Raw genomic sequence first — 21677 nt, forward strand, 5'->3', positions numbered from 1 at the left:
GCACTAAGGAAAGTTTATGACCACGTTTAACCCGATTGATCACCCGCATCGTCGCTACAACCCGCTGACCGATCAGTGGGTGTTAGTCAGCCCGCACCGCGCAAAACGTCCGTGGCAAGGCCAGCAGGAAGCCGTTTCGCAGGAAACGCTGCCTGCGCATGACCCGGACTGTTTCCTGTGTCCGGGCAACACCCGTGTGACTGGCGATGTGAATCCGAAATACACCGGCACGTTTGTGTTTACCAATGATTATGCCGCGCTGATGCCGGATACCCCTTTTGCGCCGGAAAGCGACGATCCACTGATGCGCGTTCAGAGCGCACGCGGCACCAGCCGGGTGATCTGTTTCTCGCCGGATCACAGCAAAACGCTGCCACAACTGTCGGTTGAAGCCCTGACGGAGATCGTCAGAACCTGGCAGGAGCAAAGCGCGGATCTGGCAAAAACCTATCCATGGGTGCAGGTTTTTGAGAACAAAGGCGCGGCGATGGGATGCTCCAACCCGCATCCGCATGGTCAGATCTGGGCCAACAGCTTCCTGCCTAACGAAGCCGAACGCGAAGATCGCCTGCAACGCACCTATCTTGAACAGCAAGGTTCGCCGATGCTGCTGGATTACGTGCAGCGCGAACTGGCCGATGGCAGCCGTACGGTGGTCGAAACCGAACACTGGCTGGCGGTGGTGCCTTACTGGGCAGCGTGGCCGTTCGAAACCTTGCTGTTGCCGAAAGTTCACGTCAAACGCATTACCGAACTGAGCGATGCACAACGCGGTGATCTGGCGCTGGCGCTGAAAAAGCTGACCAGCCGTTATGACAACCTGTTCCAGTGCTCTTTCCCGTATTCGATGGGCTGGCATGGCGCGCCATTTACCGAAGACGACAACGAACACTGGCAGTTGCACGCACATTTCTATCCGCCGTTGCTGCGTTCAGCCACGGTGCGCAAATTTATGGTCGGCTACGAAATGCTGGCTGAGACCCAACGCGACCTGACAGCGGAACAAGCCGCCGAGCGTCTGCGGGCGGTGAGTGATGTCCATTATCGTGAGGCCGGAGAAAAATAATGAAACTGAAGACCAAAACCCTGGAAATCTTTGCCGATAAATTCGGCTACCCTGCCACCATTACCATCAAAGCACCGGGCCGCGTAAATCTGATCGGCGAACATACCGATTACAACGACGGTTTCGTGCTGCCATGCGCCATCGATTATGAAACAGTGATTGCCTGTGCACAGCGTAATGACCGCACCATCCGCGTGATCGCCGCCGATTTCGATAACGACGAAGACAACTTCTCGCTCGACGAGCCTATTTTGCACAGCGATGCGCACCCGTGGGCCAACTACGTGCGTGGCGTGGTGAAGCATCTGATGCTGCGTAACAAAGATTTCTCCGGCGCGGACATGGTGATCAGCGGCAATGTGCCACAGGGTGCAGGCCTGAGTTCATCCGCATCGCTGGAAGTGGCGGTCGGTCAGGCGCTGAAATCATTGTACGATCTGCCGCTGGACGGCGTTGCGCTGGCACTGAACGGTCAGGAAGCGGAGAACCAGTTTGTCGGCTGTAACTGCGGCATTATGGATCAGCTTATTTCTGCGCTGGGCAAAGAAAATCATTCACTGCTGATCGACTGTCGCTCGCTGGAAACCCGTGCAGTGTCCATGCCGAAAAACGCCGCGGTGGTCATTATCAACTCCAACGTGAAACGCGGTCTGGTGGACAGCGAATACAATGCCCGTCGCGAACAGTGCGAAGTGGCGGCACGCTTCTTTGGCGTAAAAGCGCTGCGTGACGTTGACCCTGCCCTATTCTTCTCCATTCAGGATGAGCTGGATCCGGTCGTTGCCCGCCGTGCACGTCACGTCATCACAGAAAATGACCGTACGCTGGCAGCAGCTGATGCGCTGGCCAGTGGCGACCTGAAACGTATGGGCGAGCTGATGGCAGAATCTCACGCCTCAATGCGTGATGATTTTGAAATCACCGTGCCGCAAATCGATAAGCTGGTGGAAATCGTTAAAGAAGTGATTGGCGATAAAGGCGGCGTGCGCATGACCGGCGGCGGCTTTGGCGGTTGCATCGTGGCGCTGGTGCCGGAAGACATGGTGGAGAAAGTCCGTCATGCCGTTGAACAGCAATATCACGCGCACAGCGGTCTGAAAGAAACCTTCTACGTTTGCACAGCTTCCCAAGGAGCAGGCATATGCTAAAACCTGAAAACACGCAACTGGCGCCCGATGGCCAGCCGTTTGAACAGGTTACGCTACAGAATGCGGCAGGTGCCACCGCCACATTCATGGACTGGGGCGCGACCTGGTTATCCTTTACCCTGCCGCTGACAGATGGCTCCACGCGTGAACTGCTGCTGGGCTGCCAGTCACTGCAGGAATACATGAACCAGAGCGCGTATCTGGGCGCGACCGTCGGACGTTATGCCAACCGTATCGCCCGCTCGCAGTTTGATATTGACGGCAAACCGCATCTGGTGGTCGCCAATCAGGGCGTGCATCAGCTTCACGGCGGGCCGGAAGGTTTCCATGCGCGTCGCTGGACTATTCTCGAACAGACCGCGCAGAAGCTGACGTTCCAGCTATTTTCGGCCGACGGCGATCAGGGTTATCCGGGCAACATGACGGCGAAAGTGCATTACCAGCTGACTGACGATAACCGTCTGGAAATCCGTTACGAAGCGACGGTTGATAAGCTGTGCCCGGTCAATCTGACCAATCATGCCTATTTCAATCTCGACGGCGAAGGCACCGATGCGCGCCAGCACAAGCTGCAACTGTTTGCGGACCGTTTCCTGCCGGTCGACAGCGATGGCATTCCCTGTGCGGATCCGACCCCGGTTGAAAACACCGGCATGAATTTCAACGCAGCCAAAACGCTGGCGAAAGATTTCCTCACCGACCGCGACCAGCAACGCGTGAAAGGCTATGACCACGCCTATCTGCTCAACCGCACCTGCAACAGCGGCAGCAATCCGGCAGCGCATTTGTGGTCTGCCGACGGCAAAGTCAAAATGACAATGTTTACGTCTGCGCCCGCCGTGCAACTCTACAGCGGTAATTTCCTGGGCGGAACACCGAACCGCAGCGGCGGTGAATACGCCAGTTACAGCGGTGTCGCGCTGGAAAGCGAATTTCTGCCGGACAGCCCGAATCACGCCACCTGGCCGCAACCGAGCTGCTGGGTCAAACCGGGTCAGACGTATAAGTCCTCGACGACGTATCAGTTCTTCGCGTTGTAATTCGTTCAGGACAGGGCTTCCAGGCTCTGTCCTTTTCCCAAACTTCTTCGAATTTGTGACTGACTGCGCATCTGCTTCCGCACTTTCTCAGCTAAACATCTAAACTCAGAGGGTGTCCTGCATAAAAGGACGTTTATTAAGGAGTTTTGATATGCGTTTACCTGTTGTGCTATCCCTGCTGGCAACGCTGTGCGCGGCGGGTTCCGCTCTGGCGGCGGACCCGGTGAAAGTCCCTTCTCCTGCTCAGACTGAGCAACGCCAAAAAATGACCGATTGTAATCAGCAGGCCACTACGCAGTCCCTGAAAGGGGATGAACGTAAAAAATTCATGAGCAATTGTCTGAAAGCAGAGGCTAAAACTGACGATAAAATGAATCCTCAGCAGATGAAAATGAAAACCTGTAATGCCGATGCCGCGAAGCAAAATCTGAAAGGCGATGCGCGTAAATCCTTCATGAGTACCTGCCTGAAAAAAGCCAGCTGATCACGCTGACCTGCTTGTACAAAACGCGCTGTCAGGGTGACCTTCTGCGCGTTTTGTTTTACATCGTCGCAGCAAATTCGTTATGTTTAATACAAACAGCGTCCCGCAAAGATTTCCTGAGGAAGTTTCAGATTGCTGAGTGGGATGCCCAGACCCTATAATGATAACTGTTATCATTGAAAATTGAGTTAACTGAGGAGTTTAGCTATGGCTGTAACCAAGCTGGTGCTGGTAAGACACGGTGAGAGTGAGTGGAATAAAGAAAACCGCTTTACCGGTTGGCATGATGTTGAACTGTCCGATAAGGGCCGCACCGAAGCAAAAGCTGCTGGTCAGCTGCTGAAAGACGAAGGCTTCCAATTCGATTTTGCATACACCTCTGTGCTGAAACGTGCCATCCACACACTGTGGAGCGTTTTGGACGAACTGAACCAGCCATGGCTGCCAGTTGAGAAATCCTGGAAACTGAACGAACGTCATTACGGTGCGTTGCAGGGTCTGGATAAAGCAGAAACTGCACAGAAATACGGTGACGAGCAAGTTAAACAATGGCGTCGTGGTTTTGCTGTGACGCCACCAGAACTGGATCGCGCTGACGAACGTTTCCCTGGCCACGACCCACGTTACGCTAAACTGACTGCGGCAGAACTGCCAACGACAGAAAGCCTGGCGCTGACCATCGAACGCGTCATCCCTTACTGGACTGAAGTGATCAAACCACGCATCGCCAGCGGCGAGCGCGTCATCATCGCGGCACACGGTAATTCCCTGCGCGCACTGGTTAAATATCTCGACGACCTGAGCGAAGAAGAAATTCTGGAACTGAACATCCCTACCGGTGTTCCACTGGTTTACGAGTTTGACGAAAACTACAAACCAATCAAACGTTACTATCTGGGTAATGCCGACGAAATCGCAGCGAAAGCAGCGGCCGTGGCAAACCAGGGTAAAGCGAAGTAATTTCACGTTTTCTTCTGCGTTAAGCAGGAAGATTGGCAAGGCACGCACACGCGTGCCTTTTTTGTTTTCTGAATCCGACACTCCCTCGCCCTTATCCGGATTTCCGGTAAATCCTCCCTGTTGTGAAAATCGTGATCCAACGCCGGCTTTTCAGATAACAGTTTTGCTACATTCATTTAAACTTTCGAATGAAAGTAATTTAATATTCGTACGAAATAATCATTTCAGCAACCTGCCGGAGGTTTTATGGATAACAGATTTACGTCAACGACATTACCTGTTGATTATAAAAAGAATATTATCGAGATGAAAAAACAACTCCGCGCACAGATTAGCGATGTTGAAGGACTCTTCCGTCAGGTATGCGAAAAAATTGAAACGGAGATCGCCGCAGCACGGGCGGAGGAGGCAGCGAACGGGACTGCATGGCCACAAATCAGCTGGGCAGCGCTGGCGGAAGGCCGGGTTTCTGATGCGCAAATTGCTCAGGTGAAACGCCGCGGCTGTCTGGTGGTCCGTCAGACATTTGACCGCGATGACGCGCTGGCGATGGATAAATCCATGCTGCATTACCTCGATGCCAACCATTTCGATGAGGTCTACCGCGGGCCGGGTGATAACTTCTTCGGATCGCTGGAAGCTTCCCGGCCTGAAATTTATCCGATCTACTGGTCTCACGCGCAAATGGAAGCCAGACAGAGCCAGGAAATCGGCACGGTTCAGTCATTTTTAAACCGTCTCTGGAAGTTCGGGGACCATCAGGGCGCATGGTTTAATCCTGACGTAAATATTATCTATCCGGACAGGATCCGCAGGCGTCTTCCGGGCACCACTTCTAAGGGGCTGGGCGCGCATACCGATTCCGGCGCGTTAGAACGCTGGCTGTTACCGGCGTATCAGAAAGTCTTCCGCAAGATTTTCACCAACCGTTTTGAGGAATACGATCCATGGGATGCGGCTTTCAGACCCGACGTCAATGAATACGATGTGGAAAACACGACGAAATGCTCAGCGTTCCGGACATTCCAGGGCTGGACTGCGCTATCTGATATGCAAACCGGACAGGGCTTGCTGCACGTCGTTCCGGTGCCTGAGGCGATGGCGTATGTGCTGCTGCGTCCGCTGCTTGATGATGTGCCGGAAGATGAACTCTGTGGCGTTGCGCCTGGCCGCGTTTTACCTGTTTCAGAAAAATGGCATCCGCATCTGATTAAAGGCCTGTGCAGTATTCCGGAACTTCAGGCGGGCGACTCGGTATGGTGGCATTGTGACGTCATTCATTCCGTCGCGCCGGTTGAAGATCAGCAAGGATGGGGAAATGTGATGTACATTCCAGCCGCGCCGCTGTGCGAAAAGAATGTCGCTTATGCCCGTAAGGTACACGAAGCGCTGAAGACAGGCGCTTCACCAGCGGATTTCCCCCGCGAAAACTATGAAGCAAACTGGACAGGCCGATTCCTTGAACGAGATCTCAACGCTAACGGACGGCTGGGCGTAGGGCTGAAGAAGTAACTCCGCGGCTACGTTTTCAGTAATGCATAAAACAATAAGCCCCGATAATTAACCGGGGCTTTGACTTTCTCATCAGGCAAAATCAGAAACACGTTAGCACTGAAAATAACGTTGTATTAATTGCGCAAGGAAAGCCATAAACAAGCCAAACCACAAGATTTTGATAAACCAGCGAGCGTACCGCCAGAGATAACGTTCCCTTTCATTAGCTTTGTGAATGGCTTTATCCAGTTCGTCTTCTGTCATCATCCTGCTCTTGCTTTATCAGGTATTTGAATCTTCTACTATCCTGATATTCATCCGTTTAATACGTGAGTAAATCCACAATCCCAGGCAAATAAATGTTCCAAAGAATAGCGTGAACACTTGTGACATTAAGCAGGCAAGGACCGGCGCGGTGATAAACGCTGTAATGCCATAGACGTATTCGCCATTAAGTAAAATCACGTCATACCCAAAAGCCCCCATAACTCCCATCAGCAAACCCACAGGTAAGGCTGCAAACAGCATGCCGACAGACACCAATTTATAGACAGTCCCGGCGGTGATTTTTCGGATTTCTATTGTTCTTATCTGTACTGCGTTCATCTCTCATCCCTGTCCGTTTTTATTGTTAGCAAAAGATAATGTTACACCTCGCGGTGAAAAAATAAACTTCATATTCAACACATTGAGCGATGAATTCATGTAAGTTATTTCTGAACGCCATCAAAAAGGAGATAACAATGCCCGTCAGACTCGCCTGCCCCGATGAAGCGGAAATACTCTGGGAAATCAGAAATCAGGCTATCCGCCACGGATGTAAAAATACCTATGGCGCAGACATTGTGATGGCGAATGCTGATTTGCGTTGTATGGATATGAAATGCACGCTCTGAACATATTCAGGTAATAAAAAGCCCCGCAAAAGCGGGGCTCAGAAAGATATGCTGGCGTTAAAGAATTATCCGCGACGCGCTTTAACGGCGTTCGCGAGATTACGCAGCAGCACTTCGGTATCTTCCCAGCCGATGCAGGCATCGGTCACGCTCTGGCCGTAAACCAGTGGCTCGCCGCTGTCGAGGCTCTGATTCCCTTCGACCAGATGACTTTCGACCATCACGCCCATCACCGCCTGTTCGCCACCCGCAATCTGACCACAAACGTCTTCACACACTTCCATCTGCTTTTTGAATTGCTTACTGCTGTTGGCGTGGCTGAAATCGATCATAATACGGGCTGGCAGTCCGCCTTTTTTCAGGCCTTCTTTCACTTCCTGCACATCCTGAGCACTGTAGTTTGGCTTTTTGCCGCCGCGCAGAATGATATGGCAGTCGTTGTTCCCGCTGGTGTTCACGATAGCGGAGTGACCCCATTTGGTGACAGACAGGAAGCAATGCGGCGCGCCAGCCGCGTTGATGGCGTCGATCGCCACTTTAATGGTACCGTCGGTGCCGTTTTTGAAACCAACCGGGCAAGATAAGCCGGAGGACAACTCACGGTGTACCTGAGATTCCGTGGTACGTGCGCCGATGGCGCCCCAGCTCATTAAATCCGCCAGATATTGTGGCGTAATCATGTCCAGGAACTCGCCCGCCGCTGGCAGACCGCTGTCATTAATATCCAGTAACAGTTTGCGGGCAATGCGCAAACCGTCGTTAATCTGGTAGCTGTTATTCATGTGCGGATCATTAATGAGCCCTTTCCAGCCTACCGTAGTGCGCGGTTTTTCAAAATAAACACGCATCACCACTTCCAGCTCACCTTGCAGCTCTTCACGCATTTTCAGCAAACGGGCAGCGTATTCTTTCGCGGCTTTCGGATCGTTAATGGAGCACGGCCCGATGACGACAAGAAGGCGATCATCGTTTCCTTTCAGTATCTTATGAATGGCATTGCGAGCCTGAGAAACTGTTTTTGCCGCTTTGTCAGTGGCGGGAAATTTTTCGAGCAGGGCAACCGGAGGTAAAAGTTCTTTGATTTCTTTAATGCGTAAATCGTCGTTTTGATAATTCATAACTGTTCCATTCGGGTGTTCATAAGAGACAAAGCGAAACGCTGACCGCGTTCAATCTAGCCGTATTGAATGTCAGTGTAAACCTGCTTTTACACTTACGATTCGTCTCATTTTGATTTAGGACATAATTTATTTAGCTAGGCTTTTATCAGGCACATGAAAAACGACCATGGACCTTTAACGAAACAATGGAGATGAACATTATGAAAAAGCTCGCAATCATGTTACTGACCGCAACCATGGCTCTGACCACCGGCGCTGCTTATGCTGCCGGCGAATCCTCAGCCAGCGATAACAATGGCCAGGCAAATCAGTCCGGCTCGCCGGGTTCAATTCAGAAAATTGCGCCAAAAAGTGTGAGCAACGATCAGATCAACAATACCAGTAAACCTGTGAATGAAGTGAATACCAAAACGGATACCACTACGCATCACATGAGCAAAGACAAACAGCATAAGAAAACCATGTGCAAAGATGGCCGTTGTCCGAATCAGACCCCGGGCACAACACCGTCGAAAGAAACCGGTAACTAATCCCGTCACGGTTGTTCACACAGGAGGAACTTTGTTTCCTCCTTCTTCCTTAACTTCCCCTTCTTGCAACACGTTATGATTACGCTATTGTGATTGTCTCGGTTCATCATTTTTGTGAATATAATTATGTCTTCTTCCCTGTTACCACAGGACAAAAACAGTCGCCGTTTGTTGCTGGCTTTCCTCGTTACTGTGATTTTCATGGTGGCCGAAGTGATTGGCGGGCTGGTCTCCGGCTCTCTGGCGCTTCTGGCCGATGCAGGACACATGCTGACTGACGCCGCCGCGCTGCTTGTCGCATTGCTTGCCGTACGCTTTGCTAAACGTAAGCCGAATACCCGCCATACTTTTGGCTATTTGCGCCTGACGACCATGGCGGCCTTCGTCAATGCCGCTGCGCTGCTGGTGATTGTCGTTCTGATTGTCTGGGAAGCCATCGCGCGATTCTTTAATCCGCAGCCGGTGATGGGCACCACTATGCTGGTGATCGCCATCGCTGGCCTGTTTGCCAATATTCTGGCCTTCTGGCTGCTGCATCAGGGCCAGGAAAAAGCCAACATTAATGTGCGTGCCGCCGCGCTGCATGTTCTGGGTGATTTGCTGGGGTCAATTGGGGCGGTCGCTGCGGCGCTGATCATCATGTATACCGGCTGGACACCTGTGGACCCGATTTTATCAGTGCTGGTTTCCTGCCTGGTGTTAAACAATGCCTGGCGGTTGCTGCGGGAGAGTTTCCATGAGTTGCTGGAAGGCACACCGGAAGAGATCGATATCAATAAACTGCGCCGGGATTTATCGCTGAGTATCCCGGAGGTGCGCAACGTGCATCACGTTCACGTCTGGCAGATTGGTGAACAGCGTCTGATGACCGTGCACGTGCAGGTTGTTCCACCGCACGATCACGACGCGCTGCTTTACCGCATTCAGCACCATTTACTGGAAAAATGCCGCATCGGCCATGCCACGATACAGATGGAATATGGCCAGTGTGAAGCACCGGATTGTGAGATGAATGAAATTCCGGTGACCAGCGCCGGGCACGATCATCATGGTCATAGCCATGCACATCATCACCACTGATTCCTCAGGTCAGAACCAGAAAGCAAAACGCCTCCGTTATGGAGGCGTTTTTTATGGTCGCAAAATCAGGCCGGTTGCAAAGGCTGAGAACCGTTTTGCTTTGCACTTTTGATCCACAGCCACGAACCGTTCAGTGCAATCAGCGTCAGCAGCACGTATTCAAGCGCCATCGCATAAACGCCCTGATAAGCGAAAATCGCGACGCTGATGACATCAATGATGACCCACAGCAGCCAGTTCTCGACATATTTTCGGGTCATCAGCAGCATTGCCACAATCGACAACACCATCATTGACGAATCCCAGAACGGGAAGGCATCAGGTTGCAGTTCAGGCATCTGCACATTCAGCCCCAGCGCCTGCATCAGATTCACCGCCACTAGCGTCAGGGTGGCAAAAACGCGGTCAATGTTGAAGGTCATCAGCAGAATGCCTGCGACGCACACTACGCCCCATATCAGCGCTTTGCCACGCGGCAACCAGCGGATCTGCAATTCAGCTTCCTGATCGGCTGTCTGACGACTCCAGGCATACCAGCCGTAGATATTCGCGGCAAAGAAGAAAATCTGCAGCAGCAGGCTGGCGTAAAGCTGGATCTGGAAAAAGATGATCGCAAACAATGTGACGTTGATCAGACCGAACGGATAGTTGATCAGCTTTTCTTTGCTGGCGTACCAGATGCAGAGCAATCCAAAAAGGGTGCCTACAGCTTCAATCCACGACAGGTCATATCCGCCCTTTCCAAGCGGTATATGAACCAGAATATTGCTGGTACTGAAAAAATCCATCATCACATCCTTTTCCTTTTATTGTCAGTCACAAGACATTATCAGTCACAAAAAATGCTTACAGCGCTTTAGCCTGCGTCCGTAATCTAAGTTGGGCAGCAAAATCCAGCATGCGATTCAGGGGGATCAGTGATTTCACACGCAGCGCTTCGTCAACCTCGATAGCATGTTCCGTGCCGCCGTGTTCCAGACCTTCAGCAATGGCTTTAAGGCCATTCATCGCCATCCACGGACAATGTGCGCAGGTACGGCAACTTGCGCCCTCACCCGCCGTCGGCGCTTCAAATAATTCTTTGTCCGGGCACGCCTGCTGCATTTTGTAAAAAATACCACGGTCAGTGGCGACGATCAGTTGCTTCTGAGGCAACGTTTTTGCCGCCTGAATAAGCTGACTGGTAGAACCGACCGCATCAGCCATATCAACGATCGCCTGAGGAGACTCCGGATGCACCAGAACAGCGGCGTTCGGATACAAGCCTTTCATTCGGGTCAGGGCCTGTGTTTTAAACTCGTCATGGACGATACAGGCGCCCTGCCAGCACAAGACGTCTGCCCCCGTCTGCTTACGGACGTAATTTCCGAGGTGCCGGTCAGGTGCCCAGATTATTTTTTCACCCAGACTATCGAGATGTTCAATCAGCTCAACCGCAATGCTTGAGGTCACGACCCAGTCGGCTCTGGCTTTTACTGCTGCTGAGGTATTAGCGTAGACCACAACGGTGCGGTCGGGGTGCTGGTCGCAAAAATCTGAGAAAGCTTGCTCCGGGCAGCCCAGATCCAAAGAACATTCAGCGTTGAGGGTTGGCATCAGCACGGTTTTTTCCGGGCTGAGGATTTTGGCCGTTTCTCCCATGAAGCGCACACCCGCGACAAGCAGGGTCGAAGCAGGATGCTGGCTGCCAAAACGCGCCATCTCTAAAGAATCCGCGACAATACCACCGGTTTCTTCAGCGAGCGCCTGAATTTCAGGATCGGTGTAATAATGCGCCACCATCACGGCATCACGTTCCTTCAGCAGTTTTCTGATCTTCTCTTTATAGAAGGTCTTTTCATCTGCATTCAGCACGGCGGGTTTCGGAGGGAAAGGATAAACCGTCGCATTCAGATCCAATGTTTCGCTCATACTCGTTATCTCATTCAGTCAGGCAACTTGCCCGGATAGCCATAAGCCACAACAGATCCCACCCGGGAATCCTTAGTTTTGTATGCTAAACAAAATACCGCAAAAAGCAGGGAAAGTCGTCCAAATAATAGACGCAGGGCTTAAAATGTTTACTGGACTTAAAAGAGTCTCGAATGAGACACGCAACGGGGGAACAAAAAGCGAAGACTTAAGAAAAAATGAGGTCTTTTGGGACTCACATGCGAAAAAAGCGCCAAAAGGCGCTTTTCTCTGAATTCTGCAATTTAGATGGCTTCACTAAAAAAGTGGTGGGCCGTGCTGGATTGACTCGGTTTCACCTCGCCCTGCGGGCAACGCTTGCGCGTTGTCGTCTCGCTTCGCTCGGCTCGAACTTGTGGTTCTCATCCTGCACTGCTTCACTACATTTTCCACTTTGAAAGTGGTGGGCCGTGCTGGATTCGAACCAGCGACCAATTGATTAAAAGTCAACTGCTCTACCAACTGAGCTAACGGCCCTTCCTGAATACTTCTTATTGCCAGCGTGTCTTGCAGTTGGTGTGCAAGCCACATGCAATGCTGATTTAGATTGGTGGGCCGTGCTGGATTGACTCGGCTCGAACTCATCCTGCACTGCTTCACTGCATTTTCCACTTTAAAAGTGGTGGGCCGTGCTGGATTCGAACCAGCGACCAATTGATTAAAAGTCAACTGCTCTACCAACTGAGCTAACGGCCCATCTAAACCTGCTGCATATTGCCTAAATCTCTGACAGCGTTAGCCGTTTGGAGTTGTCTGGGCAACGGCGGCATATATTACTTATTTAACTTTTCAGTGCAACTTTAATTTTCAGAAAGAGTGCTAACTGATGGTGTTTCACACACTCAAGCCCAGAAAATGCACGATATGTACATTTTCCGGACCTGAACGAGGAACTATTTTGCAGATAAACGTTTTTGAGCTTGTTTTGCCGCATCGGTATTTGGGTACTGTTTCACGACCTGTGCGAAGACGGCTTTGGCTTTATCAGCCTGCCCTTTCTCCTGCATGATCACCCCAACCTTGAACATTGCGTCAGAACTTTTTGGAGACTTAGGGTAGTTTTTGACCACAACCGCAAAATAATAGGCAGCATCGTCTTTTTTACCCTTGTTGTAATACAACTGTCCCAGCCAGTAATTGGCATTAGGCTGATAAGTTGAATCAGGATATTTTTTTACGAAACTCTGAAAAGCCGCGATGGCTTCATCATACTGTTTCTTTTCCAGCGCCAGTGAAACTGCAGCATTGTAGTCACTGTTCACGTCACCGGTGCTTGCCGGGGCTTGTGCAGCACCCGCATCAGGCGTTGTGGCAGCAGAACCGGAAGCGTCACCTGTGGCTGCTGCAGCACCCGTGCTGGCGGCTCCGGCAGAACTCTGGCTTAAGCTGTCCAGTTGATTAAAAATCTGCTTCTGGCGATCACCAAGCTGACTCAACTGATATTGGTTCTCCTGGATTTGACCACGAAGAGTATCCATATCACGTTGGGTATCAGAAAGTTGTTGCTGGAGTTGAGTTAATAGCTGGCTGTGAGCGTTAGAAATACGCTCCAGAGAGGTGACCCGATCTTCAATCGAGCCTGAGCCGACATTACTGATTGGCGCTTGGGCAGTAGCGGCCCATGGGACCGCTACGCCAACCAGTAACGACAGACTCAACAAGTGAGTTCTGAAGTTACTGCTCATACTACTCTCTTAGTATACCAGTACGGCACGACGGTTTTTAGCGTATGCCGCTTCGTCATGGCCCAGTACAGCTGGTTTTTCTTTACCGTAAGAAACGATAGAGATTTGGTCAGCAGAAACGCCTTTGCCTTGCAGGTACATTTTAACAGCAGTAGCACGACGTTCGCCCAGGGCGATGTTGTACTCTGGAGTACCACGTTCGTCAGCATGACCTTCTACAGTCACTTTGTAAGACGGGTTGCTACGCAGGAAAGCAGCGTGCGCGTCCAACATCTGAGCGAATTCAGAAGACACATCGTATTTGTCCAGGCCAAAGTAAACGATGTTGTTTTTCTGCAGTTCTTGCATCTGCAGACGAGCTTGCTCTTCTGAAGACATGTTTGCGTTTTCAGTGCCTGCGCCAGAGTTCAGACCCATACCGTTGGATTGGTCGTTGTCTGCGTTCTTGTGAGAACTACAAGCAGCTACTGCCAGTACAGGCAACGCCAGCATCAGCCCTTTCAGCACTTTATTCAGTTGCATCTATTCGATCCTTTTATAATTTTTTGCCATACATAGTTTTTCTATGCATTACAGATACGGCGACCAGGCAGGAAATTTGACCTGTCCATCAGTTGCCGGAAGACGCGCTTTGAAGCGCCCATCAGTCGATACCAACTGCAATACGGAACCCAGTCCTTGAGAGGAACTGTAAATTACCATGGTGCCATTTGGTGCGAGGCTAGGCGTTTCATCCAGGAACGTGTCCGTCAATGTTTGAACGGCTCCCGTTGCCAGATCTAGTTTAGCGATGTGCTGTGTACCGCTGGCGCTGCTCACCATAACCAGGAACTTGCCATCTGTACTTACATCAGAGTCCTGATTCTGCGAGCCTTCCCAGGTCAGACGCTGAGGCGCACCGCCATTAATGTTGACTTTATAAACCTGCGGACGACCGCCCTGATCCGACGTGAATGCCAGATTCTGGCTGTCCGGGAACCAGGTTGGTTCCGTATTGTTGCTACGTCCGTTAGTCACCTGACTAATCTGGCCAGAAGACAGATTCATCACATACAGGTTCAGGCTACCGTCTTTAGACAGTGCGAAAGCCAGTTTGCTGCCATCCGGAGAGAAAGCTGGTGCACCGTTGTGACGAGGGAATGAGGCAATCTGCTTGATTGCACCGTTTGCCAGCGTCTGAACCACCAATGCTGAACGACCGCTCTCAAAGGTGACGTAAGCCAGTTTGCTGCCGTCCGGAGACCAGGCCGGAGACATCAGAGGCTCAGGTGAACGGTGAACGACAAACTGATTGTATCCATCGTAATCCGCTACACGCAGTTCATACGGGAATTTCCCGCCGTTAGTCTGCACGATATAAGCGATACGGGTACGGAATGCGCCTTTAATACCGGTCAGCTTTTCAAACACTTCATCGCTGGCGGTATGGGCGGAATAACGCAACCATTGTTTGGTCACTTTGTACTGGTTTTGCGCCAGCACGGTACCTGGTGCGCCAGAGGTATCCACCAGTTGGTAAGACACCACATAGCTGCCATCGGCTGCAGGCTGAACCTGACCGATAACAACAGCATCAATACCCAGCGCGGTCCAGGCAGCAGGAGTCACTTCTGCGGCGGAGGTTGGCTGCTGAGGCATACGTGATGCATCAATAGGATTGAATTTGCCGCTGTTACGTAAGTCAGCAGCAACGATACCACCCACATCTTCAGGTGGTGTACCCGGGCCAGCCCATTTGAATGGCACAACGCCAATCGGACGAGCTGTATCTACCCCTTGGGTAATTTCAATGCGAACTTCTGCATGAACCACAGATGCCCACATCATCAAAAGGCCGAACGCTACTCGAAATGCCTGCTTCATTGTATCTCCCTTATCTGGACGTATCTGCCCGCGATAATTTAGCAGAATTTTAACAAACCAACGCACACAAAACTAGAATTACACCCTGCAAACCATCGTAAAAATCTGAAAAGTTATCATTTTCATCTTTTATTGAGGTTTGAAATCTATCGGAGCATTTTTAAATACTTCATAGACGGCTTCAGAAGGCGGTTTCGGGAACTTCGCCTGTCGGGCTGCGGCAAGCGCCGCCTGACACAGTGCAGGATCCCCACCTTCTGCCGACACACTGATTAATGAGCCATCAGGGTTCATTTTAACGCGCAACGCACAGGTTTTGCCTGTATAAGATGACGCGTCATAGAATCTGCTCTCGATGGCAGCCTTAATCTGGCTACCATAGTTCGCAATATCAGCCCCGGATGCCCCCGCTTTTTTCTGAGTCCCCTTCCCTGAAGGAGCAGAAGCGCCGCCACCTGTTGCGCCTTTCGGTGCATTTTTGGAGTCGGCAAGGCCATCAAATAAGTTATTCGCATCAGCGGCTTCTTTGGCTGCTGCGGCGGCGGCAGCTTTTTTATCCGCTGCAGCTTTCTTGGCAGCAGCGGCAGCTTCCGCTTTTTTCTCTGCGGCAGCGGCAGCTTTTGCATCGGCGGCGGCTTTGGCATCGGCGTCAGCTTGTGCCTTCGCATCAGCCGCGGCCTGAGCTTTTGCCTCAGCAGCAGCCTGTTTTTTGGCTTCTGCGGCCGCTTCTTTCTTAGCGTCCGCTTCGGCTTGTTTCTTCGCTGCGGCAGCGGCGGCGGCAGCTTCAGCCTCTGCTTGTTTTTTAGCATCAGCTTGTGCTTTAGCCGCTTCTTTCGCAGCATCTGCTTTCGCCTGAGCGGCCGCTTTGGCCGCTTCAGCCTTCGCTTGTGCGGCAGCAGCTTCTGCCTGTTTCTGCTGTTCTTTCGCCTGCTCAGCGGCTTGTTCAGCCTGCTTCTGCTGCTGAGCCTGTTCCTGAGCCTGCTGCTTGGCATTTTCCTGCGCTTGCAGACGCTCTTTCTCAAGTTCTTTCAGGCGTTGCTGTTCTGCGGCCTGTTTCTGTTGCAGCTCTTCAGCCTGTTGTTCTGATTTTTTCTGACGCGCTGCGGCAGCACGTTGGGAATCAGCCTGTTGCTGCTGCTGACGGTTGTACTGATCGACCACGGCACTTGGATCAACCATTACGGCAGAGATATCGCTACCGCCACCGCCGCCACTCATGCTGGTATCTTCGTCCAGCGATCCCCAAATCAACAGGGCTATAATGATGATATGCAGAACGACCGAAACAATAACGGCGCGTTTGAGCTTATCGTTTTGTTCAGTTGCAGTTGCCTTTACCAAAATAGATTTCCCAAGACAGGATTACTAAAAACCCGGTTTCCTGTATTGCCTGTCATACTTTTAACAAGCCAGAGAATGCCGGGTTTCAAATAAGTGTTACAAATTACCTATCCTCAGATAGGTTGTGTCATCAATCCGACAGACTTCACGCCAGCCTGATGCAGCATGTTCAGCGCCTTAATAATTTCATCATAAGGCACATCTTTCGCACCACCGATCAGAAATACCGTCTTCGGATTGGCCTGAATACGGCTGGTCGCTTCCGCGATCACCTGCTGTTCAGGCAATTGTTCCATACGCTGATGGTCAACCACGATGGTGTATTGACCCACGCCAGACACTTCAACAATCACTGGCGGATTATCATCGCTGGACACCGTTTTAGAATCCGTTGCGTCAGGCAAATCAACTTCCACACTCTGGGTAATGATGGGCGCTGTTGCCATAAAAATCAGTAACAGAACCAGCAGTACGTCCAGCAGCGGAACGATATTGATCTCCGACTTACCTTCGCGACGGTTACGACGACCTCGTGAACGAGCCATACTCTCCCCCTTTAGTTACTGCTGGTTTCGCGAGAGAAAGCCTGACGGTGCAGGATAGCCGTGAATTCTTCCATGAAGTTATCGTAGTTTTGCTCAAGCTTGTTCACACGCTGGTTCAGGCGGTTGTACGCCATAACAGCAGGGATAGCGGCAAACAGACCAATCGCGGTGGCGATCAGTGCTTCTGCGATACCCGGAGCAACCATTTGCAACGTTGCCTGTTTCACAGAACCTAAACCGATAAAGGCGTGCATGATCCCCCAGACTGTACCGAACAGACCGATATAAGGGCTGATAGAACCGACAGTACCAAGGAACGGAATGTGAGTTTCAAGTGATTCGAGTTCACGGTTAAAAGAAATACGCATCGCACGTGAAGAACCTTCAATCACGGCTTCTGGCGCGTGGCTGTTGGCACGATGAAGACGGGCGAACTCTTTAAAACCGGAATGGAAGATCTGCTCTGCCCCGCTCAGGGTTTCGCGGCGGCCCTGACTTTCCTGATACAGACGGGAAAGTTCGATACCGGACCAGAATTTATCTTCGAACGCTTCTGCCTCGCGGGTGGCGGCATTCAGCACCTTGGTGCGTTGAATGATGATCGCCCAGGACGCGATAGAGAAGCACACCAGGACAAGCATAATCAGCTTGACCAGGATGCTGGCCTTCAAAAATAAATCAAGAATGTTCATGTCAGTCACTGCTTAAACTCCGCGACAATAGACTTAGGAAGCGCTCGGGGCTTCATTTGGTTTGGATCAATGCATGCGATCAACACTTCTGCAGAACTCAGAAGGTTTCCATGCGAATCAAGAATTCGTTGTGCAAAAGTAAGAGAAGCTCCGCGAATGGACGTAATCTCACTCTGAACATCCAGCAGGTCATCTAAGCGAGCTGGTGCAAAGTATTCGACCGTCATGCGGCGGACAGCAAAAGCGACGTGTTCACTCAGCAACTGCTGCTGGTGAAAATTGCGTTGGCGCAACATCTCTGTGCGAGCCCTTTCATAAAAGGCGACGTATCGGGCATGGTAGACCACACCTCCCGCGTCTGTGTCCTCAAAATAGACACGAACCGGCCATCGGAACAACGAATTACTCACTGTACATCCCGTAATGCAATTTGACGGCACTACTATACGCAAGAGAATTGGGGTTGGGAATGGGTAGGATTGCTGGAATGAAAATAATTATGGGCCAGCACGGCCCATAAGAAAATTACTGTAAATTTGTCTTTTTTTTATGCAAAAAATCAGCTGAAAAAGTAATAAAGTCCTGCAGCTAGCGCAATCATCGCCAGCAATGGCGAGAAGAAAGCCTTCCAGACTGATTTATTCGGGCGAAAACCCAGGCCGTGGATCACGCCACTGCACACAGCCCATATCAAAATGAGCCCATGCCAGACTTCAAGCTGACTGGTCGACGAGGCAAACATGCCCGGTTTCCAGAAAACGCAACCGGCCAGTGCCAGTGACATCACAAGCGAAAGGGCCCGCAAGGGGCCCTTGTCTGTGATGGCGTAGAGTTTATCCACGATCACACTCATTATTACTTCTCTTCTTTAGCCGCTTTATTGGCTTCGCTGTGTTCAAACGCCAGCGCGGTAATGATACCGAATGAGCAAGCCAGTAAGGTGCCGAGGATCCAGGCAAAATACCACATGGTGTTCTCCTTAATACAACGAATGCTTGTTGTTCTCGATGTAGTGTTTATCGAGGCGCCCGAACATCTTGTAATACGCCCATGAGGTGTAAATCAGGATGATTGGCACAAAGATACAAGCGACAACGGTCATCACTCTCAGCGTCAACAGCGTAGATGTTGCATCCCACATTGTCAGGCTGGCATTCGGTTCAGTGATAGAAGGCATCACGAACGGGAACATAGTGATACCGGCAGTCAGGATCACACAGGCGATAGTCAGTGAGTTACTGATGAACGCCAGCGCGGCTTTATTCATGCGCGAGAACAAAATGGTCAGCAGCGGCAAAATCACACCTAACGCAGGAATTGCCCACAGGCCCGGCGTCTTGTTGAAGTTCGCCAGCCATGCACCCGCTTCATGAGACACAGTTTTGCGCAGCGGGTTAGACGGACCCGCGTGATCCATAACGGATGTCACGGTGAAGCCATCAATCCCTTTCACTAACCAGATACCCGCCAGCAGGAAGCACACCATCATCACCAGCGCAGAAATCTGCGACGCGGTACGGGTACGCAGGTGCAGTTCACCCACAGTACGCATTTGCAGGTAGGTAGCGCCCTGGGTGATCAGCATAGTCAGGCTCACCAGACCGGCCAGAATGCCGTACGGGTTCAGCAAGCCCAGCAGATTACCGGTGTAGAACAGACGCAGGTCGCTGTCGATATGGAACGGCACCCCTAACAGAAGGTTACCGAAGGCCACACCGAACACCAGAGCGGGCACGAAGCTGCCGATAAAGATGCCCCAGTCCCACATGCCACGCCAGCGAGCGCTCTCGAGTTTTGAACGGTAATCAAAGCCCAGCGGACGGAAGAACAAGGCGCACAACACCAGCACCATCGCGGCATAGAAGCCGGAGAAAGCCGCTGCGTAGACCATCGGCCAGGCAGCGAACAATGCGCCACCGGCCGTAATCAGCCAGACCTGGTTGCCGTCCCAGTGCGGGGCGATGGCGTTAATCATCACGCGGCGGTCAGTATCGGTTTTACCGATAATGCGCACCAGGATGCCTACGCCCATATCAAATCCATCGGTGACGGCGAAGCCGATAAACAGCACGCCAATCAGCACCCACCAGATGAACCGTAAAACTTCATAATCAAACATAAGTGGACTCCCTATTACCGAGCTTGCTCAAGTGGCGCTGAAGTTTGTTCATAATGATAACGGCCAGTTTTCAGGCTGCTTGGGCCCAGGCGCGCATATTTGAACATCAGGAACATTTCAGCGACCAGGAACAGGGTGTACAGACCGCAGATGAGGATCATCGAGGACAGTACATCACCCACAGTCAGTGAAGAGTGTGCAACCGCAGTCGGTAACACTTCACCAATCGCCCAAGGCTGACGGCCATATTCAGCCACGAACCAGCCCGCTTCGACAGCAATCCACGGTAATGGCAGGCCGATGAATACCGCGCGGTGTAACCAGCGTTTCTGACCAATCTTGCCGCGCAGGACAGTATAGAAGGACAGCGCAATCAGGACGAACATCAGGATGCCGCAGGCAACCATGATACGGAATGCGAAGTACAGAGGCAGAACGCGTGGAATAGAATCTTTGGTCGCTTTCTGAATCTGTGCGTCAGTCGCTCCCGCCGGGTTGTCGGTATAGCGTTTGAGCAACATACCGTAGCCCAGATCCTGCTTAGCATTTTCGAAATCGCTGCGGACTTTCGGGTCAGTATTGCCCGAACGCAGTTCTTCCAGCAGGGTGTACGCTTTCATACCGTTGCGGATACGCACTTCATGTTGCGCCATCAGGTCTTTCAGACCAGTAACCGGCGTATCCACGGAACGCGTAGCAATCAGGCCGAGCAGGTAAGGAATTTGAATGGAATATTCATTTTCCATTTTGTCCTGATTAGGCATGCCGAACAGCGTGAAACTTGCCGGTGCAGGTTGGGTATCCCACTCTGCTTCGATAGCCGCCAGTTTGGTTTTCTGTACGTCACCCATTTCATAACCGGATTCATCACCCAGTACGATAACGGAGAGCACTGCGGCCAGACCGAAGCTTGCAGCGATAGCAAATGAACGCTTCGCAAAACCTACGTCGCGGCCTTTTAACAGGTAGTAAGAGCTGATAGCCAGAATGAACATCGCGCCAGTCACATAACCAGACGCTACGGTATGAACGAATTTAACCTGTGCGACCGGGTTCAGAACCAGCTCAGAGAAGCTGACCATTTCCATACGCATGGTTTCGTAGTTGAAGGTCGATGCAATCGGGTTTTGCATCCAGCCGTTCGCCACCAGGATCCACAGTGCTGACAAGTTTGAGCCAAGGGCAACAAACCAGGTCACTGTCATATGCTGAACTTTAGAAAGACGGTCCCATCCGAAGAAGAACAGGCCCACTAAAGTGGATTCCAGGAAGAACGCCATTAAACCTTCAATCGCCAGAGGCGCACCGAAGATATCACCGACGTAATGTGAGAAATATGACCAGTTAGTCCCGAACTGGAATTCCATGGTTAAACCGGTTGCAACGCCCAATGCAAAGTTAATTGCAAAAAGTTTGCCCCAGAATTTGGTCATATCTTTATAGATTTGTTTGCCGGAAAGCACATAAACCGTTTCCATAATTGCCAGTAAAAACGCCATACCCAGCGTTAATGGGACAAATAGGAAATGGTACATGGCTGTTAAAGCAAACTGTAAACGCGACAGTTCAACGATATCAAACATCTTGACCCCTTGCTCCTCGGAGGAAGACCCCAAATTGCGATCTCTGACGAACCGGTTGCCGGAACGCCTCATGACTACCA

23 protein-coding genes, 2 tRNA genes, 1 other RNA gene and 1 pseudogene are annotated in these 21677 nt (G+C 51.4%); 9 read left to right on the top strand and 18 right to left on the bottom strand.

Translation table 11 applies throughout. The annotated features are described in order from the left end of the window. Window positions 1–16 precede the first annotated feature (16 nt). The 6 genes from galT to HGO41_RS09140 all read left to right on the top strand — a co-directional run bounded on the left by galT (window position 17) and on the right by HGO41_RS09140 (window position 6210). A complete protein-coding gene (gene galT / locus HGO41_RS09115; RefSeq protein ID WP_013576411.1) occupies window positions 17–1066 on the top strand; it encodes a galactose-1-phosphate uridylyltransferase in 1050 nt (349 codons plus the stop codon). Then, on the top strand, window positions 1066–2214 hold the full coding sequence (galK, locus tag HGO41_RS09120; RefSeq protein WP_112151661.1) for a galactokinase: 1149 nt from the start codon (window positions 1066–1068) through the stop codon (window positions 2212–2214). Before galT ends, galK begins: the two co-directional genes overlap by 1 nt. Beyond that, window positions 2208–3254, top strand: a complete 1047-nt coding sequence (gene galM, locus HGO41_RS09125; RefSeq protein WP_015690244.1) for a galactose-1-epimerase — start codon at window positions 2208–2210, stop codon at window positions 3252–3254. Before galK ends, galM begins: the two co-directional genes overlap by 7 nt. A gap of 151 nt (window positions 3255–3405) precedes the next feature. After that, entirely contained in the window at window positions 3406–3738 is a 333-nt protein-coding gene (locus tag HGO41_RS09130) for a PsiF family protein (protein ID WP_037037122.1), read from the top strand. A 207-nt stretch (window positions 3739–3945) separates the two neighbouring features. Then, entirely contained in the window at window positions 3946–4698 is a 753-nt protein-coding gene (gene gpmA, locus HGO41_RS09135) for a 2,3-diphosphoglycerate-dependent phosphoglycerate mutase (RefSeq protein WP_013576415.1), read from the top strand. A gap of 246 nt (window positions 4699–4944) precedes the next feature. Then, window positions 4945–6210: a DUF1479 domain-containing protein gene (locus tag HGO41_RS09140; RefSeq protein ID WP_013576416.1), complete on the top strand. Its 1266-nt coding sequence runs from the start codon at window positions 4945–4947 to the stop codon at window positions 6208–6210. Window positions 6211–6474: 264 nt separating this feature from the next. On the opposite strand, the gene HGO41_RS09145 is transcribed toward HGO41_RS09140, so the two are convergent. Next, a complete protein-coding gene (locus HGO41_RS09145; protein WP_013576418.1) occupies window positions 6475–6798 on the bottom strand; it encodes a hypothetical protein in 324 nt (107 codons plus the stop codon). A 137-nt stretch (window positions 6799–6935) separates the two neighbouring features. On the opposite strand from HGO41_RS09145, the pseudogene HGO41_RS09150 reads away from it, so the two are divergent. Next, window positions 6936–7046 (top strand): annotated as a pseudogene (locus HGO41_RS09150) (GNAT family N-acetyltransferase); the annotation flags it as partial. A gap of 107 nt (window positions 7047–7153) precedes the next feature. Here the strand turns inward: HGO41_RS09150 and aroG are convergent. After that, window positions 7154–8206, bottom strand: a complete 1053-nt coding sequence (gene aroG, locus HGO41_RS09155; protein ID WP_112151663.1) for a 3-deoxy-7-phosphoheptulonate synthase AroG — start codon at window positions 8204–8206, stop codon at window positions 7154–7156. A gap of 203 nt (window positions 8207–8409) precedes the next feature. On the opposite strand from aroG, the gene HGO41_RS09160 reads away from it, so the two are divergent. Then, window positions 8410–8739, top strand: a complete 330-nt coding sequence (locus HGO41_RS09160; protein ID WP_013576421.1) for a protein YbgS — start codon at window positions 8410–8412, stop codon at window positions 8737–8739. Between the two features lie 126 nt (window positions 8740–8865). Then, window positions 8866–9819, top strand: coding sequence for a CDF family zinc transporter ZitB (gene zitB, locus HGO41_RS09165; protein WP_013576422.1), 954 nt, complete (start codon window positions 8866–8868; stop codon window positions 9817–9819). A gap of 65 nt (window positions 9820–9884) precedes the next feature. Here the strand turns inward: zitB and pnuC are convergent, their stop codons facing one another. The 16 genes from pnuC to cydA form a co-directional block, all read right to left on the bottom strand. Beyond that, complete coding sequence (pnuC, locus tag HGO41_RS09170) at window positions 9885–10607, bottom strand: nicotinamide riboside transporter PnuC (protein ID WP_015690252.1); 723 nt, start codon at window positions 10605–10607, stop codon at window positions 9885–9887. A 58-nt stretch (window positions 10608–10665) separates the two neighbouring features. Next, window positions 10666–11730 carry a quinolinate synthase NadA gene (nadA, locus tag HGO41_RS09175; protein WP_241917023.1) on the bottom strand — a complete coding sequence of 355 codons (1065 nt, stop codon included), beginning with the start codon at window positions 11728–11730 and terminating at the stop codon, window positions 10666–10668. A 306-nt stretch (window positions 11731–12036) separates the two neighbouring features. After that, window positions 12037–12156: non-coding RNA, RtT sRNA (locus HGO41_RS09180), on the bottom strand. Between the two features lie 14 nt (window positions 12157–12170). Further along, window positions 12171–12246 (bottom strand) — tRNA-Lys (locus HGO41_RS09185). Between the two features lie 143 nt (window positions 12247–12389). Next, window positions 12390–12465: transfer RNA gene (locus HGO41_RS09190), tRNA-Lys, on the bottom strand. Window positions 12466–12662: 197 nt separating this feature from the next. Continuing rightward, on the bottom strand, window positions 12663–13454 hold the full coding sequence (gene cpoB / locus HGO41_RS09195; RefSeq protein WP_013576425.1) for a cell division protein CpoB: 792 nt from the start codon (window positions 13452–13454) through the stop codon (window positions 12663–12665). A gap of 9 nt (window positions 13455–13463) precedes the next feature. Further along, window positions 13464–13976 (bottom strand): peptidoglycan-associated lipoprotein Pal, encoded by a 513-nt coding sequence (gene pal / locus HGO41_RS09200; protein ID WP_013576426.1) that lies wholly within the window; start codon window positions 13974–13976, stop codon window positions 13464–13466. Window positions 13977–14024: 48 nt separating this feature from the next. After that, the gene (gene tolB / locus HGO41_RS09205; RefSeq protein WP_013576427.1) at window positions 14025–15317 is read right to left on the bottom strand and encodes a Tol-Pal system beta propeller repeat protein TolB; all 1293 of its coding nucleotides are present in this window, start codon (window positions 15315–15317) and stop codon (window positions 14025–14027) included. Between the two features lie 129 nt (window positions 15318–15446). Next, a complete protein-coding gene (tolA, locus tag HGO41_RS09210) occupies window positions 15447–16658 on the bottom strand; it encodes a cell envelope integrity protein TolA (RefSeq protein WP_013576428.1) in 1212 nt (403 codons plus the stop codon). A gap of 113 nt (window positions 16659–16771) precedes the next feature. Beyond that, window positions 16772–17203: a colicin uptake protein TolR gene (gene tolR, locus HGO41_RS09215; RefSeq protein ID WP_013576429.1), complete on the bottom strand. Its 432-nt coding sequence runs from the start codon at window positions 17201–17203 to the stop codon at window positions 16772–16774. 11 nt (window positions 17204–17214) lie between these two features. Further along, window positions 17215–17904 (bottom strand): Tol-Pal system protein TolQ, encoded by a 690-nt coding sequence (gene tolQ, locus HGO41_RS09220; RefSeq protein WP_013576430.1) that lies wholly within the window; start codon window positions 17902–17904, stop codon window positions 17215–17217. Further along, window positions 17901–18305 carry a tol-pal system-associated acyl-CoA thioesterase gene (gene ybgC, locus HGO41_RS09225; protein ID WP_013576431.1) on the bottom strand — a complete coding sequence of 135 codons (405 nt, stop codon included), beginning with the start codon at window positions 18303–18305 and terminating at the stop codon, window positions 17901–17903. The genes tolQ and ybgC overlap by 4 nt, the downstream gene beginning before the upstream one ends. Before the next feature lie 149 nt (window positions 18306–18454). Continuing rightward, the gene (gene ybgE, locus HGO41_RS09230; RefSeq protein ID WP_013576432.1) at window positions 18455–18748 is read right to left on the bottom strand and encodes a cyd operon protein YbgE; all 294 of its coding nucleotides are present in this window, start codon (window positions 18746–18748) and stop codon (window positions 18455–18457) included. 2 nt (window positions 18749–18750) lie between these two features. Next, a complete protein-coding gene (gene cydX, locus HGO41_RS09235; RefSeq protein WP_013576433.1) occupies window positions 18751–18864 on the bottom strand; it encodes a cytochrome bd-I oxidase subunit CydX in 114 nt (37 codons plus the stop codon). 10 nt (window positions 18865–18874) lie between these two features. After that, window positions 18875–20014 carry a cytochrome d ubiquinol oxidase subunit II gene (cydB, locus tag HGO41_RS09240; protein ID WP_013576434.1) on the bottom strand — a complete coding sequence of 380 codons (1140 nt, stop codon included), beginning with the start codon at window positions 20012–20014 and terminating at the stop codon, window positions 18875–18877. A gap of 14 nt (window positions 20015–20028) precedes the next feature. Further along, complete coding sequence (gene cydA / locus HGO41_RS09245) at window positions 20029–21597, bottom strand: cytochrome ubiquinol oxidase subunit I (RefSeq protein WP_013576435.1); 1569 nt, start codon at window positions 21595–21597, stop codon at window positions 20029–20031. Window positions 21598–21677 lie beyond the last annotated feature (80 nt).

The organism is Rahnella sp. CG8 (assembly GCF_023701875.1).
GTDB classification, from domain to species: Bacteria; Pseudomonadota; Gammaproteobacteria; order Enterobacterales; family Enterobacteriaceae; genus Rahnella; species Rahnella aceris.

Bases quoted from the DNA above. Each gene is read 5' to 3' on its own strand.
- HGO41_RS09160 (WP_013576421.1), top strand. From the start codon at position 8,410: ATGAAAAAGCTCGCAATCATGTTACTGACCGCAACCATGGCTCTGACC.
- galM (WP_015690244.1), top strand. From the start codon at position 2,208: ATGCTAAAACCTGAAAACACGCAACTGGCGCCCGATGGCCAGCCGTTT.
- cydX (WP_013576433.1), bottom strand. From the start codon at position 18,864: ATGTGGTATTTTGCCTGGATCCTCGGCACCTTACTGGCTTGCTCATTC.
- HGO41_RS09130 (WP_037037122.1), top strand. From the start codon at position 3,406: ATGCGTTTACCTGTTGTGCTATCCCTGCTGGCAACGCTGTGCGCGGCG.
- cpoB (WP_013576425.1), bottom strand. From the start codon at position 13,454: ATGAGCAGTAACTTCAGAACTCACTTGTTGAGTCTGTCGTTACTGGTT.
- pnuC (WP_015690252.1), bottom strand. From the start codon at position 10,607: ATGGATTTTTTCAGTACCAGCAATATTCTGGTTCATATACCGCTTGGA.
- tolB (WP_013576427.1), bottom strand. From the start codon at position 15,317: ATGAAGCAGGCATTTCGAGTAGCGTTCGGCCTTTTGATGATGTGGGCA.
- galT (WP_013576411.1), top strand. From the start codon at position 17: ATGACCACGTTTAACCCGATTGATCACCCGCATCGTCGCTACAACCCG.
- tolR (WP_013576429.1), bottom strand. From the start codon at position 17,203: ATGGCTCGTTCACGAGGTCGTCGTAACCGTCGCGAAGGTAAGTCGGAG.
- HGO41_RS09140 (WP_013576416.1), top strand. From the start codon at position 4,945: ATGGATAACAGATTTACGTCAACGACATTACCTGTTGATTATAAAAAG.
- HGO41_RS09145 (WP_013576418.1), bottom strand. From the start codon at position 6,798: ATGAACGCAGTACAGATAAGAACAATAGAAATCCGAAAAATCACCGCC.
- gpmA (WP_013576415.1), top strand. From the start codon at position 3,946: ATGGCTGTAACCAAGCTGGTGCTGGTAAGACACGGTGAGAGTGAGTGG.
- ybgE (WP_013576432.1), bottom strand. From the start codon at position 18,748: ATGAGTGTGATCGTGGATAAACTCTACGCCATCACAGACAAGGGCCCC.
- zitB (WP_013576422.1), top strand. From the start codon at position 8,866: ATGTCTTCTTCCCTGTTACCACAGGACAAAAACAGTCGCCGTTTGTTG.
- cydA (WP_013576435.1), bottom strand. From the start codon at position 21,597: ATGTTTGATATCGTTGAACTGTCGCGTTTACAGTTTGCTTTAACAGCC.
- pal (WP_013576426.1), bottom strand. From the start codon at position 13,976: ATGCAACTGAATAAAGTGCTGAAAGGGCTGATGCTGGCGTTGCCTGTA.
- nadA (WP_241917023.1), bottom strand. From the start codon at position 11,730: ATGAGCGAAACATTGGATCTGAATGCGACGGTTTATCCTTTCCCTCCG.
- aroG (WP_112151663.1), bottom strand. From the start codon at position 8,206: ATGAATTATCAAAACGACGATTTACGCATTAAAGAAATCAAAGAACTT.
- galK (WP_112151661.1), top strand. From the start codon at position 1,066: ATGAAACTGAAGACCAAAACCCTGGAAATCTTTGCCGATAAATTCGGC.
- cydB (WP_013576434.1), bottom strand. From the start codon at position 20,014: ATGTTTGATTATGAAGTTTTACGGTTCATCTGGTGGGTGCTGATTGGC.